This window comes from Pengzhenrongella frigida (assembly GCF_004168625.1).
GTDB classification, from domain to species: domain Bacteria; phylum Actinomycetota; class Actinomycetes; order Actinomycetales; family Cellulomonadaceae; genus Pengzhenrongella; species Pengzhenrongella frigida.
Map to the genome: position 1 here is coordinate 80,816 of NZ_SDWW01000012.1, position 13,945 is coordinate 94,760.

Annotated in this window: 11 protein-coding genes; 8 read left to right on the plus strand and 3 right to left on the minus strand. The window is 70.7% G+C overall.

The genetic code is table 11. The features are described 5' to 3' along the window. Window positions 1-145: 145 nt before the first annotated feature. On the plus strand, window positions 146-1,750 hold the full coding sequence (locus EUA98_RS06900) for an MFS transporter (RefSeq protein WP_130101937.1): 1,605 nt from the start codon (window positions 146-148) through the stop codon (window positions 1,748-1,750). 43 nt (window positions 1,751-1,793) lie between these two features. Beyond that, window positions 1,794-2,987 (plus strand): 1-deoxy-D-xylulose-5-phosphate reductoisomerase, encoded by a 1,194-nt coding sequence (gene dxr / locus EUA98_RS06905; RefSeq protein WP_130101938.1) that lies wholly within the window; start codon window positions 1,794-1,796, stop codon window positions 2,985-2,987. 10 nt (window positions 2,988-2,997) lie between these two features. Here the strand turns inward: dxr and EUA98_RS06910 are convergent, their stop codons facing one another. From EUA98_RS06910 to EUA98_RS06920, 3 genes are read right to left on the minus strand one after another with little or no spacing between them, the layout of a single operon-like run. Continuing rightward, complete coding sequence (locus EUA98_RS06910; protein WP_130101939.1) at window positions 2,998-4,371, minus strand: NAD(P)/FAD-dependent oxidoreductase; 1,374 nt, start codon at window positions 4,369-4,371, stop codon at window positions 2,998-3,000. A 10-nt stretch (window positions 4,372-4,381) separates the two neighbouring features. After that, the gene (locus tag EUA98_RS06915; RefSeq protein ID WP_130101940.1) at window positions 4,382-5,773 is read right to left on the minus strand and encodes an aspartate aminotransferase family protein; all 1,392 of its coding nucleotides are present in this window, start codon (window positions 5,771-5,773) and stop codon (window positions 4,382-4,384) included. Next, complete coding sequence (locus EUA98_RS06920; RefSeq protein WP_130101941.1) at window positions 5,770-6,246, minus strand: Lrp/AsnC family transcriptional regulator; 477 nt, start codon at window positions 6,244-6,246, stop codon at window positions 5,770-5,772. The genes EUA98_RS06915 and EUA98_RS06920 overlap by 4 nt, the downstream gene beginning before the upstream one ends. 187 nt (window positions 6,247-6,433) lie before the next feature. Between EUA98_RS06920 and EUA98_RS06925 the strand changes: the two genes are divergently transcribed. From EUA98_RS06925 to EUA98_RS06950, 6 genes are all read left to right on the plus strand, one after another. Continuing rightward, entirely contained in the window at window positions 6,434-7,873 is a 1,440-nt protein-coding gene (locus EUA98_RS06925) for a gamma-aminobutyraldehyde dehydrogenase (protein ID WP_130101954.1), read from the plus strand. 246 nt (window positions 7,874-8,119) lie between these two features. Then, complete coding sequence (locus tag EUA98_RS06930; RefSeq protein ID WP_130101942.1) at window positions 8,120-9,367, plus strand: polyamine ABC transporter substrate-binding protein; 1,248 nt, start codon at window positions 8,120-8,122, stop codon at window positions 9,365-9,367. Then, the gene (locus EUA98_RS06935) at window positions 9,367-10,545 is read left to right on the plus strand and encodes an ABC transporter ATP-binding protein (RefSeq protein WP_130101943.1); all 1,179 of its coding nucleotides are present in this window, start codon (window positions 9,367-9,369) and stop codon (window positions 10,543-10,545) included. Before EUA98_RS06930 ends, EUA98_RS06935 begins: the two co-directional genes overlap by 1 nt. Further along, on the plus strand, window positions 10,542-11,486 hold the full coding sequence (locus EUA98_RS06940; RefSeq protein ID WP_130101944.1) for an ABC transporter permease: 945 nt from the start codon (window positions 10,542-10,544) through the stop codon (window positions 11,484-11,486). The genes EUA98_RS06935 and EUA98_RS06940 overlap by 4 nt, the downstream gene beginning before the upstream one ends. Beyond that, on the plus strand, window positions 11,483-12,349 hold the full coding sequence (locus EUA98_RS06945) for an ABC transporter permease (RefSeq protein WP_130101945.1): 867 nt from the start codon (window positions 11,483-11,485) through the stop codon (window positions 12,347-12,349). The genes EUA98_RS06940 and EUA98_RS06945 overlap by 4 nt, the downstream gene beginning before the upstream one ends. A 57-nt stretch (window positions 12,350-12,406) precedes the next feature. Further along, window positions 12,407-13,711 carry a saccharopine dehydrogenase family protein gene (locus tag EUA98_RS06950; RefSeq protein ID WP_130101946.1) on the plus strand — a complete coding sequence of 435 codons (1,305 nt, stop codon included), beginning with the start codon at window positions 12,407-12,409 and terminating at the stop codon, window positions 13,709-13,711. The last annotated feature ends 234 nt before the right edge of the window (window positions 13,712-13,945 follow it).

A 13,945-nucleotide genomic window follows, 5' to 3' on the forward strand; every position in this document is an offset into this window, starting at 1 on the left:
TTTGATCTGATGCCCCTCGGGCGCGGAATACTCCGCGCTGAGTCGAAAGACCTTCGCTGACGCCTGCGGCCTGCGCCGAGATGGATTCCTTCTTCCGTGCGCAGCCCTGTGTGGTGACGACCTGACCCGTGCAGGAGAACTTCATATGCCCCTTGGCAGAAGCACGTCCGGTTCGAAGAATGGTGCCGAGCGCACCGTCGAAAAGTCCAGGAAACCGCGACTTCACCGTCGCCGGCTCAAGGTCTCGCACGTGAACGTCGTGGATCGGCCCATGCTGCGCAAAGCGCTGGGCGGCACCATCGTGGGAAACACGATGGAGTGGTACGACGTCGGTGTGTTCGGGTACCTGATCACCACGATGGGCCCGGTGTTCCTGCCCGAGGCGGACAAGTCCGTGCAGACGCTGTTCCTGCTGGGGACCTTCGCCGCGACCTTCATCGCCCGACCGATGGGTGGGGTCTTCTTCGGCTGGCTCGGGGACAAGATCGGTCGCCAGAAGGTCCTGGCGATGACCCTCATCATCATGGCTGCCTCGACCTTCGTCGTCGGGCTGCTGCCCGGCTACGGGGTGCTCGGCATCTGGGCCGCGGTGCTCCTGGTGGCCACGAAGCTGGTCCAGGGCTTCTCGACCGGTGGCGAGTACGCCGGGGCCACGACGTTCGTCAGCGAGTACGCGCCGGACAACCGCCGCGGCTTCGTGGCGAGCCTGCTGGACATGGGCAGCTACCTGGGCTTCGCGATCGGCGCCGCGCTGGTGTCGGTGCTGCAGCTCACCCTGGGGCAGCCCGCGATGGAGGAGTGGGGCTGGCGCCTGCCGTTCCTGATCGCCGGACCGCTCGGCCTGATCGCGATCTACTTCCGGATGAAGATCGAGGAGTCGCCGGCCTTCCAGGCGACCCTCGACGCGCAGTCCGCCGCCACGGCGACCGCCACGTCGCAGGACGACGCCGCGCTCAAGACCCCGATCGGCATCTTCAAGGCCTACTGGCGCATGATCATGGTCGCGATGGTCATCGTGGCCGCGGCGAACACGGTCGGCTACGCGCTCACGTCGTACATGCCCACCTACCTCACGAGCACGCTCGGCTACGACGAGGTGCACGGCACGCTGCTGACCATCCCGATCCTGGTGCTCATGTCGGTGTGCATCCCGTTGGCGGGCCGCCTCTCGGACAAGATCGGGCGCCGTCCGGTGCTCTGGATCGGGTCGTTCAGCGCGGTCGTCCTCTCGGTGCCGGCCTTCCTGCTGATCGGCCGGGGTGAGATCTGGTCGACCCTGCTCGGCCTGGGGCTGATCGCGTTCCCGGTCACGTTCTACGTGTCCAACATCGCCTCGGCTCTGCCGGCGCTGTTCCCGACGGCGAGCCGCTACGGGGCCATGGGGATCGCGTACAACTTCGCGGTCGCCATCTTCGGCGGGACGGCGCCGTTCATCATCGACGCGTTGATCGTGGTGACGGACGACGACATGATGCCGGCGTACTACCTGATGGCGACCTCGGCGATCGGTGCGGTGGCGATCTACTTCTTGCGGGAGTCGGCCAACCGGCCGTTGCCCGGCTCGATGCCGAGCGTCGACACGCTCGAAGAGGCCCATGAGCTGGTGGCGACCCAGGATGACAACCCGCTGCTCGACATGAACGAGCTGCCGTTCGACCACACGTACGAGCTCGCCGTGGTCGACGACGCGCCCGTGCTTGCGCTGGGCGTGCCCGACGACGTGCCCGAGCCGGAGTCCGTCCGGGTCTAGTGGTCGTGCCCCGCCGCACGCGTCGGCGGGGCACAATGCGCGGATGAGCCAGCGCAGCGTTGTCCTGCTCGGGTCGACCGGGTCCATCGGGACCCAGGCGATCGACGTCATCACCCGCCACCCCGACCGGTTCGCCGTGACCGGGATCAGCGCGGGTGGTGCCGACCCGGTCGCCCTGGCCCGGCAGGCGGTCGCGCTCGGGGCGAGCACGGTCGCGGTCGCGGACCCGGCGGCCGCCCCGGCGCTGTTCTCCGCCCTCGCCGATGCCGCGTTCGCCTCCGGCCGCACGTCGGCGGGGGTCGAGGTGCTCGTCGGGCCGGACGCCGCCACGGAGCTGGCCGGACGCAGTTGCGACGTCGTGCTCAACGGGATCACCGGGTCGGTGGGGCTCGGGCCGACGCTCGCCGCGCTGCGGGCCGGCACCACCCTCGCGCTGGCGAACAAGGAGTCGCTGGTCGTGGGCGGTCCGCTCGTGGCCGCGGCGCTCCAGCGCCCCGACCAGATCGTGCCGGTCGACTCGGAGCACTCCGCGATCGCCCAGGCCCTGCGGTCCGGGACGCATGCGGAGGTCCGCCGGCTGATCCTGACGGCGTCCGGCGGTCCGTTCCGGGGCCGGACGCGCGGTGAGCTCAAGGAGGTCGCTCCGCGCGAGGCGCTCGCGCACCCGACCTGGTCGATGGGACCGGTCGTGACGATCAACTCGGCGACCCTGATGAACAAGGGCCTGGAGCTGATCGAGGCGCACCTGCTGTTCGGGGTGCCGACCGACGACATCACCGTCGTGGTGCATCCGCAGTCGGTGGTGCACTCCATGGTCGAGTTCGTGGACGGCTCGACGATCGCCCAGGCCTCGCCGCCCGACATGCGGCTGCCGATCGCGCTCGGGCTGTCGTGGCCCGAGCGGCTGGACGACGTCGCCGCACCGTGCGACTGGACCTCCGCGCGTGCCTGGACGTTCGAGCCGCTCGACGAGGTGGCCTTCCCCGCGGTGGGCCTGGCGCGTGCGGCGATCGCGGCGTCGGCGACCCACCCGGCGGTCTACAACGCGGCCAACGAGGAGTGCGTGGCGGCGTTCCTGGCGGGGCGGATCGGGTTCCTCGACATCGTCGACACGGTGGCCGCCGTGCTGGGCGAGCATGACGGCGCGGGCCGGTCGGCCGGCCTCACGCTCGAGGACCTGCTGGCGGCCGAGGACTGGGCGCGCGCGCGGACGAACGAGCTGCTCGCCCAGCGCTGACCCCCGGGGGTCAGTGGTCGGTCAGCCGGGCCAGGACGCGGGCGAGCCCGCTCGGTCTGCGGGTCAGCCGCTCCTCGGCATCGGCAGCGACAGCGGCCGCGAGCCCGGCGTTGACCCCGAGCCACCGCGCCGGCTCGGGCTCCCACCGCGGCGAGCGGTGGTCGACCCAGGGGAGCCGGGTCAAGGGTGAGTCGTGGCCGGTGATCAGGTCCGCGAGCGTGCGACCGGCGAGGTTGGTCGTCGCCAGTCCGTCACCGACGTAGCCGCCGGCCCAGGCGAGCCCGGTGCGCGCATCGAGGCCCACGCTCGCCTGCCAGTCGCGCGCGATGCCCAGCGGCCCGCCCCAGGCGTGGGTGATCGCGGTCTCGGCGAGCTCGGGGAGTAGCTCGACGAGGGTGCGGCGCAGGTGCGCCTGCACACGCTCCGGGTGGTCGAGCGCCGGGTCGATCCGTGAACCGCGGTGGTAGGCCCCGCGGCCGCCGAACGCGATCCGGTCGTCGGCCGTGCGCTGGCCGTAGATGACCAGGTGCCGGTGGTCGGAGAAGGTCTCCCCGCGCGCCAGGCCGATCCGGTCCCACAGCTCGGCCGGCAGCGGCTCGGTCGCGATCATCAGCGAGTAGACGGGGATGACGTCGCGGCGGCTGCCCGGCAGCTGCGAGGTCCAGGCCTCGGTGGCGCGCACGACGTGGCGCGCACGCACGGTGCCGTGGTCGGTGACCACGGCGCGCGGCGACAGGCGCAACGCCGTCGTGCCCTCCGCGATGAGGACGCCGCGCTCCGCCACCACGCGGGCGAGGCCGCGGGCCAGCCGGGCGGGCTGGACCCGCGCGCAGTCCGTGGTGAACGTCCCGCCGAGCACGTGGGTCGCCGCGAGCCGGCTGCGGGCTGCGGCCGCGTCGAGCAGCTCGAGGTCGTCGCCCCAGTGCGCGGCCTCGTCGGCCTCCGCCCGGGCGCGCTCGAGCTGGGCCGCGGACCGCGCGAGCCGCAAGGTGCCGCCGTAGGCGAAGTCGCAGTCGATCTCCTCGAAGGCGGCGACCCCACCCACCTCGACCACGGTGTCCCGCATCGCGGCCCGCATCGCGTTCGCCGCCGGCGCGCCGTGGTCCCGCGCGAGCGCCGACGCCGACGCCGGGAACAGCGCCGAGCACCAGCCGCCGTTGCGACCGCTGGCACCGAAGCCGGCGAACTCCCGCTCGACGAGGACGATCCGCAGCTCCGGGTCGGCCTCCGTGAGGTAGTAGGCCGTCCACAGCCCGGTCAGGCCGGCGCCGACGACGACGACGTCGGCCTCGGTGTCTCCCTCGAGCGGGGGCCGGGGGGTGAGGTGGTCCCCGTCGTCGGCGACCTGGTCGAGCCAGAGGGAGAGGCGACGTGCGTCCGTCATCCGCTGATCATCACAGGCGGGTCCACGCCTCGCTGAGCACACCGCGCAGGATCTGCTCGATCTGGTCGAACTCGGCCGGTCCGCACGTGAGCGGCGGGGCGAGCTGGATGACGGGGTCGCCCCGGTCGTCGGCGCGGCAGTACAGGCCGGCGTCGAACAGCGCCTTCGACAGGAACCCCCGCAGCAGCCGCTCGCTCTCCTCGTCGTTGAACGTCTCGCGGGTGACCTTGTCCTTGACGAGCTCGATCCCGTAGAAATAGCCGTCGCCGCGCACGTCACCGACGATCGGCAGGTCGAGCAGCTTGTCCAGCGTGCGGCGGAAGATCGGCGCGTTCTCGTGGACCCGCGCGGTGATCCCGTCCCGCTCGAAGATGTCGAGGTTGGCCAGCGCGACGGCCGCGGAGACCGGGTGACCGCCGAAGGTGTACCCGTGGTAGAACGTCGTCGAACCCGACTTGAACGGCTCGAAGAGCTTGTCGGACGCGATCATCGCGCCGATCGGGGAGTACCCGCTGGTCATGCCCTTGGCGCAGGTGATCATGTCCGGCACGTAGCCCAGGTCGTTGCACGCGAAGATGTCGCCGATCCGGCCGAACGCGCAGATGACCTCGTCGGAGACGAGCAGGACGTCGTACTGGTCGCAGATCTCCCGGACCCGTTCGAAGTACCCGGGGGGCGCGGTGAAGCAGCCGCCGGAGTTCTGCACGGGCTCGAGGAACACCGCGGCGACGGTCTCGGGGCCCTCGAAGACGATGGCCTCCTCGATGCGGTCCGCGGCCCAGCGGCCGAAGGCCTTCGGGTCGTCGCGCAGCTCCGCCGGGCCACGGTAGATGTTGGTGTTGGCCGCCTTGTGCGCACCGGGGACCAGGGGCTCGAAGGGCGCCTTCATCCCGGGGATGCCTGTGATGGACAGCGCACCCTGCGTGGTGCCGTGGTACGCGATCGCGCGAGAGACGACCTTGTGCTTGTTCGGCTGGCCCTGCAGCTTCCAGTACTGCTTGGCGAGCTTCCAGGCCGTCTCGACCGCCTCGCCGCCGCCGGTGGTGAAGAACACCCGGTTGAGGTCGCCGGGTGCGTGCTGCGCGAGCCGCTCGGCGAGGTCGATGGCGTTCGGGTGCGCGTAGGACCACAGCGGGAAGAACGCGAGCTCCTCGGCCTGCTTGCGGGCGACCTCGGCGAGGTCGGCGCGCCCGTGCCCGAGCTGGACCACGAACAGCCCGGAGAGCCCGTCGATGAGCTGGTGACCGGTGTCGTCCCAGATGTGGTGACCCTGCCCCCGCACGATCGTGGGCACCTCGTGGTCCCAGCTGCTCTGCCGGGTGAAGTGGCCCCACAGGTGACGGCGCGCGGCGTCGTCGCGCGGCGTGCCGGCGGGAGTGACGGAGTGGGCTGCAGTGCTCATCGGGTTCCCCAGTTGTAGAGCTGCTTGCGGAGCTTGAGGTAGACGAAGGTCTCGGTCCCGTGCACGCCCGGCAGGGTGCGGATCTTCGTGTTGAGCACCTCGAGGAGGTGCTCGTCGTCCTCGCACACGACCTCGACCAGGACGTCGAAGCCGCCCGCGGTGATCACCACGTAGTCGACCTCGGGCATCTCGGCGAGCGTGTCCGCGAGGGCTTCGAGGTCGCCCTCGCACCTGATCCCGATCATCGCCTGCCGGGTGAAGCCGACCTGCATCGGGTCGGTGACCGCGACGATCTGGACCACGCCGGACTCGACCAGGCGCTGGACCCGCTGGCGGACGGCGGCCTCCGACAGGCCGACGGCCTTGCCGATCGTGGCGTAGGCGCGCCTCCCGTCCTCCTGGAGCTGTTCGATGATCGCCTTCGAGGTGGCATCGAGGGGGACGGTCGCGGAGGCGCGCGAGCGGGTGGTCATCGCACGATGGTGTCCTGTGAACGGGCCGAACGCAAGTGATTTCGCGGTAGAGCGGGGTTTTGACTGCTGATTTCGGCGTTCTGGATTGCAGGAACCGTTGATTTCGGGTCGATCTCGACTAGCCTCGAACCGCGGGCGTCCACCCGGCGACAGCCCGGTCGGTTCGAAGGAGATCGTTGTGACCGCCATGAGCACGGCACTGACCCCCCTGCAGAACTTCGTCGACGGTGCGTATGCGGACGCCGCGTCGGGACGCACCGCCGAGATCGTCGATCCGAGCACCGGCGCGGCCTATGCCACCGCCCCGGTCTCGGACGCGAACGACGTCGACCGCGCGCTGCAGGCGGCGAAGCGCGCCTTCGCGGGCTGGCGCGACACGAGCCCGGGGGAGCGGCAGCGCGCGCTGCTCCAGATCGCGGACGCGATCGACGCCCGCGCCGACGAGTTCGTCACGGTCGAGTCCCGCAACACCGGCAAGCCGCTCGCGCTGACCGCCAGCGACGAGCTGCCGCCGTCGAGCGACCACTTCCGGTTCTTCGCCGGCGCGGCCCGTATCCTGCAGGGGGTGAGCGCGGGGGAGTACCTGCCCGGGCACACCTCGTTCGTCCGGCGCGAGCCCATCGGCGTGTGCGGGCAGGTCACGCCGTGGAACTACCCGCTGATGATGGCCGTGTGGAAGATCGCCCCCGCGCTCGCGGCGGGCAACACGGTCGTGCTCAAGCCGTCGGACACCACGCCTGCCTCGACGCTCCTGCTCGCCGAGGTCGTCGCGGAGTTCCTGCCCGCGGGCGTGTTCAACGTGGTGTGCGGGGACCGGGACACCGGGCGTGCGCTGATCGACCACCAGATCCCCGACATGGTCTCGATCACCGGTTCGGTCCGGGCCGGCATGGAGGTGGCCGGCAGCGCCGCGCACGACGTCAAGCGGGTTCACCTCGAGCTCGGCGGCAAGGCGCCGGTGATCGTGTTCGCCGACGCGGACCTCGCGGCGGCCGCGGCGGGGATCGCGTCCGGCGGGTTCTACAACGCCGGGCAGGACTGCACCGCGGCGACCCGGGTGCTCGTGCACGCCTCGGTGCACGCCGACTTCGTGGCGGCGCTCGCGGAGCAGGCGGCCGAGCAGCGCACGGGGGCGCCGGACGAGGCGGGCGTCGCGTTCGGGCCGGTGAACAACGCGAACCAGCTCGCGCGGGTGCAGGGGTTCCTCGAACGCCTGCCGGACCACGCACGGATCCTCACCGGGGGGAGCCGGCAGGGCACGACGGGGTTCTTCCACGAGGCCACGGTCGTGGACGGGCTGCGGCAGGACGACGAGGTGAGTCAGATCGAGATCTTCGGCCCGGTGATCACGGTCCAGACCTTCACCGACGAGGCCGAGGTCGTGGCCCTGGCCAACGCGGTCGAGTACGGGCTGTCGAGCTCGGTGTGGACGAAGGACCACGGCACCGCGATGCGGATGTCCCGCGCGCTCGACTTCGGGGTCGTGTGGATCAACACGCACATCCCGTTCGTGTCGGAGATGCCCCACGGCGGGTTCAAGCACTCGGGGTACGGCAAGGACCTGTCGATGTACAGCCTCGAGGACTACACCCGGATCAAGCACGTCATGACGAACCTCGCGGGGTGAGCGCGGGCTGAGCGCGGGGTGCGAGAGGGCGCGGGGTGAGCGCGCGCGGGGACTGCGCGTGTTTCCGGCGTGCGACGCAGATGACGTATCCGGCTGCGAATGTTCCGATCGTGCAACATTTTCGTTGCTAACTGTGATGTCAGCCACGAAATCCCTTGTGCTCACGGGGTTCGAGTGTCAGCATCCCCTCTACGGCGTGGTGCGTTCTGCCGCGCGAGATTCTCGACTCGAGACCGGAGCCCGACGATGACCCGTGCGCAGGACCTCCCCGCCGACCCGCTGATCCGCGCCCTCGTCCAGCAGGCCCGGCAATCCCAGCGCGGCTCCGTGTCGCGGCGCAGCGTGCTGGCGGGCGCCGCGGGGATGGCCGGCGTCGGGGCCCTGCTCGCCGCGTGCGGAACGGGCGGCACCCCGAGCGGGAGCGGTTCGGGTTCGGGGGGCGCCGCGGGCAAAGACGTCTCGGCCACGGACAAGAACGTCTACTGGGCGAACTGGACGCTCTACCTCGACTACGACGAGGCCACCCAGAGCTACCCGTCGCTGGACGGCTTCCAGGAGCAGTCCGGCATCACCGCGCACTATGCCGAGGACATCGACGACAACGACACCTACTTCGGCAAGGTCCAGGGGCAGCTGGCCAACGGCCAGGACATCGGCCAGGACATCGTCACGCTGACCGACTGGATGGCCGGGCGGATGATCCGCCTGGGCTACACCCAGGAGCTGGACGCCGCGAAGATCCCGAACTCGGTCAACCTGCTCGAGAGCCTCAAGACCGTGGACTTCGACCCGGGGCGCAAGCACTCCCTGACCTGGCAGTCCGGGTTCGGCGGCGTGGTGTGGTCCAAGGAGAAGGTGCCCGGCGGGATGCGCAGCGTCTCGGACCTGTGGAACCCCGAGTACAAGGGGCGCATCGAGGTGCTCTCCGAGATGCGCGACACCATCGGCCTGATCATGCTCGAGCAGGGCGTCGACATCTCCGGCACCTGGGGCGACGACGAGTTCTACGCGGCGCTCGCGGTGCTCGAGGAGAACATCGCCTCGGGCCAGATCCGCCAGGTCAAGGGCAACTCCTACAAGGAGGACCTCATCTCGGGCGACGCGGTCGCCGTCATCGGCTGGTCCGGCGACGTCACCCAGATCAACTTCGAGAACGACGACCGCTGGACGTTCGCGCTGCCCGACGCCGGCGGCACGCTGTGGTCGGACAACCTCATGGTTCCCGTCGGCGCGACGCACAAGGCCAACGCCGAGGCGCTGATGGACTACTACTTCGACCCGGCCGTCGCCGCGCAGGTCGCGGCCTACGTCAACTACATCTGTCCGGTCCAGGGCGCGCAGGAGGCGATGGCCGACGTCGACCCCGAGCTCATGGAGGATCCGCTGATCTTCCCGGACAGCGCCACGCTCGCGAAGTCGTTCGTGTTCCGCTCGCTCACCCCCGATGAGGAGACCAAGTACAACGGCGACTTCCTCACCGCCGTGGGGGCCTGATGGCGCTGGGCGTCGCCGGCCCCGACGCGGCGGCCACCCCGCAGGTGAGCGGCTCGACGTCGGACTCGGGGGCCGACCTCGAGCTCGTGCGGGTGACGAAGGCGTTCGGCTCGTTCCTGGCGGTGGACGACCTGACCCTGACGATCCCGTCGGGCTCCTTCTTCGCCCTGCTCGGCCCGTCGGGCTGCGGCAAGACCACGACGCTGCGGATGGTCGCCGGGCTCGAGCAGCCGTCGTCCGGCTCGATCTCGATCGGCGGCACGGACGTCACGGACCGCAAGGCGTACCAGCGTCCGGTCAACACGGTGTTCCAGAGCTACGCGCTCTTCCCGCACCTCACCGTCCTGGAGAACGTCGCGTTCGGGCTGCGGCGCAAGCACGTGCCCGACGCCGTCGCGCGCGCCGGGGAGGGCCTCGACCTCGTGGAGCTGCGGCACCTCGCGGATCGCAAGCCCGCCCAGCTGTCCGGCGGCCAGCAGCAGCGGGTCGCGCTCGCCCGGGCGCTGGTCAACAACCCCGCGGTGCTGCTGCTCGACGAGCCGCTCGGTGCGCTCGACCTCAAGCTGCGCCGCCAGATGCAGGTCGAGCTGAAGCGCATCCAGATCGAGGTCGGCCTGACTTTCGTGCACGTGACCCACGACCAGGAGGAGGCCATGACCATGGCCGACACCGTCGCGGTGATGAACGCGGGCCGGATCGAGCAGATGGGCTCACCCGCCGAGCTGTACGAGCTACCGCGCACGGCGTTCGTGGCGAACTTCCTCGGCCAGTCCAACCTGCTGCCCGGCACGGTCCGCGAGGTGCGCGACGGGTGGGTGGGGGTCGACGTCGCCGGTACCCGCGTCGTCGTGCCGCAGGCGCGGGCCGTCAGCCAGGACGGGTCGGTGCTCGTGGGCGTGCGGCCGGAGAAGGTCCTGCTGCTCCCCGCGAGCGAAGACCTGCCGGACGACGCGAACGTCATCGGCCCCGGCATCGTCTCGGACGTGTCGTTCACCGGGGTGAGCACGCAGTACCAGGTCGAGGTCCCGGGCCTGGGCACGTTCGGGGTGTTCGCGCAGAACCTCGCCGGGGGTGCGAGCGCGGCCGTGGGGGACCGGGTGCGGCTGGCCTGGGCGCCGGGCTTCACCTTCGGGCTCGACGGCGCCGACGACGCGTCGGACGGTGTGGACCTCGCATGAGCATCGCCGCCGCTCTCAGCAGCGAGAACGCGGCTTCGGTCGGCCCGGCGAGCGGGCCCGCGCTCGCGGCCGGTCCCACGCGCCGGGCCCGCAGCGGCGCGTACCTGCTCCTCCTGCCGGGCCTGGCCTACCTGGTCGTGTTCTTCATCCTGCCCGTCGTGGCCCTGCTGGCCACGTCGCTGTACGTGCCGGTCCCCGGGGGGGACGTGGGACAGTTCCAGCCCGCGTTCCACTGGCAGAACTACCCCGACGCGATCACGGCGTTCTGGCCGCAGATCGTCCGGTCGTTCGCGTTCGCCCTGATCGCCACCTTCGCGGCCCTGCTCATCGGCTACCCGATGGCGTACGTCATCGCGATCAAGGTGCGCGGCAAGACCCTGCTGCAGGGCCTGCTGCTGGTGCTGCTCATCGCGCCGTTCTTCACGAGCTTCATCCTGCGGACCGTCGCGTGGAAGCAGATCCTGGCGGACGACGCGTTCGTGGTGACCGCCCTGAAGTGGCTCCACCTCATGCCCGAGGACGGCCGGCTGACGGCGACCGCGTTTGCCGTCGTGGCCGGTCTGACCTACAACTTCCTGCCGTTCATGGCGCTGCCGATCTACGCGAGCCTCGAGCGCATGGACATCCGGTTGATCGAGGCCGGCGGTGACCTGTACGCGAGCGGGCTGAACACGTTCTGGCGCGTGACGCTCCCGCTGTCGATGCCGGGGGTCGTGTCCGGCACGCTGCTGACCTTCATCCCGGCGTCGGGCGACTACGTGAACTCGAGCCTGCTGGGCAACCCGGTGAGCACGTCGATGATCGGGCAGGTGATCGACTCGCGGTTCTTCCGGGTGTCCGACTACCCGACGGCGTCGGCGCTGTCGGTCGTGCTCATGGTCGCGATCCTCATCCTCGTCGGGCTCTACGTCCGGCGCGCCGGGACCGAGGACCTCGTATGAGCGCCCGGGCCGTCCTGCCCGGCGGGGAGGCGCCCGCGCGTCGTCGTCGTCGGGCCTGGTCCTTGGGCGATGCCATCGTGCCGGTCTTCGCGACGCTCGCGTTCGCCTACCTGATGGTGCCGATCGCCTACACGATCGCGTTCTCGTTCAACGACGCCGGCCGGTCGAACCTCGTGTGGCGAGGCTTCTCGCTCGACGCCTGGCGCAACCCGTGCGGCGCGCCGCAGGTGTGCCAGTCGCTGGTCAACTCGTTGCTGGTCGGGGTGATCGCCACCGCCGTGGCCACGGTGCTCGGCACCCTGATCGCGATCGCGCTGGTCCGGTACCGGTTCCGCGGGCGCGCGGGGGCGAACCTGCTGATCTTCCTGCCGATGTCGACGCCCGAGGTCGTGCTGGGTGCGGCGCTGCTCGCGCAGTTCCTGGCGGTGCGGGTCCAGCCCGGGTTCGGCACGGTCGTCATCGCGCACATCATGTTCTGCATCTCGTTCGTCGTGGTGACGGTCAAGGCGCGCGTCGCGAGCCTGGACCCGAAGCTCGAGGAGGCCGCCGCGGACCTGTACGCGTCGGCGTGGCTCGCGTTCTGGAAGGTGACGTTCCCGCTGCTCGTGCCCGGGATCGCGGCCGCCGCGCTGCTGGCGTTCTCGCTCAGCTTCGACGACTTCATCATCACCAACTTCAACTCGGGCAGCTTCACGACGTTCCCGAAGTTCGTGTACGTCTCGGCGACCCGCGGCATCCCCCCGCAGGCGAACGTCATCGGCTCGATGATGTTCTTCCTCGCCTTCGCCCTGGTGCTCGCCGTGCAGCTCATCGCGGCGGTCCGACGGCGTCGGGCGGCCGCGATGTCGTCAGCCCTGTCCTAGGCGCACCGGTCGCCGTCCTGGTGCCCGGTTGGTCCTCGTTTCGAGAAGGAGTTCGTCGTGCGGATCTTGGTTGTCGGCAGCGGTGGCGTGGGTGACGCGGTCGCCCGGATCGCCGCGCGGCGCGCGTTCTTCGAGCTCATGGTGGTGGCGGACTACGACCTCGTCCGCGCCGAGCGCACGGCCAAGGCGGCGAACGAGCGGGACCTGACCGCGCCGGTGGCGCCGCGGTTCGTCGCGGCCCGGGTCGACGCCTCCGACCCGTCGGCGGTCACCTCGCTCGCCCTCGAGCACGGCGCCACGCACGTGCTCAACGCGGTCGACCCTCGGTTCGTGATGTCCGTGTTCACCGGCGCGCTCGCGGCGGGGGCGGACTACCTCGACATGGCGGCGTCGCTGTCGCACCCGCACCCGGAGCGGCCCCACGAGCTGACCGGCGTGAAGCTCGGCGACGACCAGTTCGCTGCGGACCGCGGGTGGCGGGACGCGGGGCGGCTCGCGGTGCTCGGGATGGGCGTCGAGCCGGGGCTGTCGGACGTGTTCGCACGGTATGCCGTGGACCACCTGTTCAGCGAGGTCGACGAGCTCGGCACCCGCGACGGCGCCAACCTCGAGGTGCTCGACGACGACGGTGTGCCGATGTTCGCGCCGTCGTTCTCGATCTGGACGACGATCGAGGAGTGCCTGAACCCGCCGGTCATCTGGGAGGCGGACCGCGGGTGGTACACCGTGACGCCGTTCTTCGAGCCGGAGATCTTCGACTTCCCCGGTGGCATCGGCCCGGTCGAGTGCGTGCACGTCGAGCACGAGGAGGTGCTCCTGATGCCGCGCTTCCTCAAGGCCAAGAAGGTGACCTTCAAGTACGGCCTGGGCCGCGAGTTCATCGCGGTGCTGCGCACGCTGCACCTGCTCGGTCTCGACCGGACGACGCCGGTGCGGGTCAAGTCGGCCCACCCCGCCGCACCGGGCGCGGTCGACGTCAGCCCGCGCGACGTCGTGGCCGCCGTGCTGCCCGACCCCGCGACGCTCGGCGGCCGGATGCGCGGGAAGACCTGCGCGGGTCTGCTCGTCACCGGACTCGGCAAGGACGGTGCGCCGCGGGAGGTCTACCTGCACCACGTCATCGACAACGAATGGTCGATGGCCGAGTACGGCGCCCAGTGCGTGGTCTGGCAGACGGCGGTGAACCCGGTGGTCGCCCTCGAGCTGCTGGCGACGGGAGTGTGGACGGGGTCCGGCGTGCTGTCGCCCGAGGCCTTCGATGCGGTGCCCTTCCTCGAGCTGCTCGCCGCTGCCGAGCCGGCCGGGTACGGGTCGGCGTGGGGCCTGGAGGAGCGGGTCCCCGGGGTGTCCGCCGCGCGGTAGGTCCGCGCTTTCGCCGGCCGGGGTCCAGACTGCGCCGGCGGGTGGCCCTCCTCCTGGTCGACGCGTCGAGGGCGTGCGGACCGCCGTCATGATCTCCGGCCGGGGCCGGGTCTCGTCCGCAGGCGAATGTCGGTGGCCTCGGATAGAATCAAACACATGTACTGTGTCGCTTAGCGTGGATATGGCACGCTCAAGATTGTCCGCTCAGGACCACAAAGACGGAGTTGCGGCAGC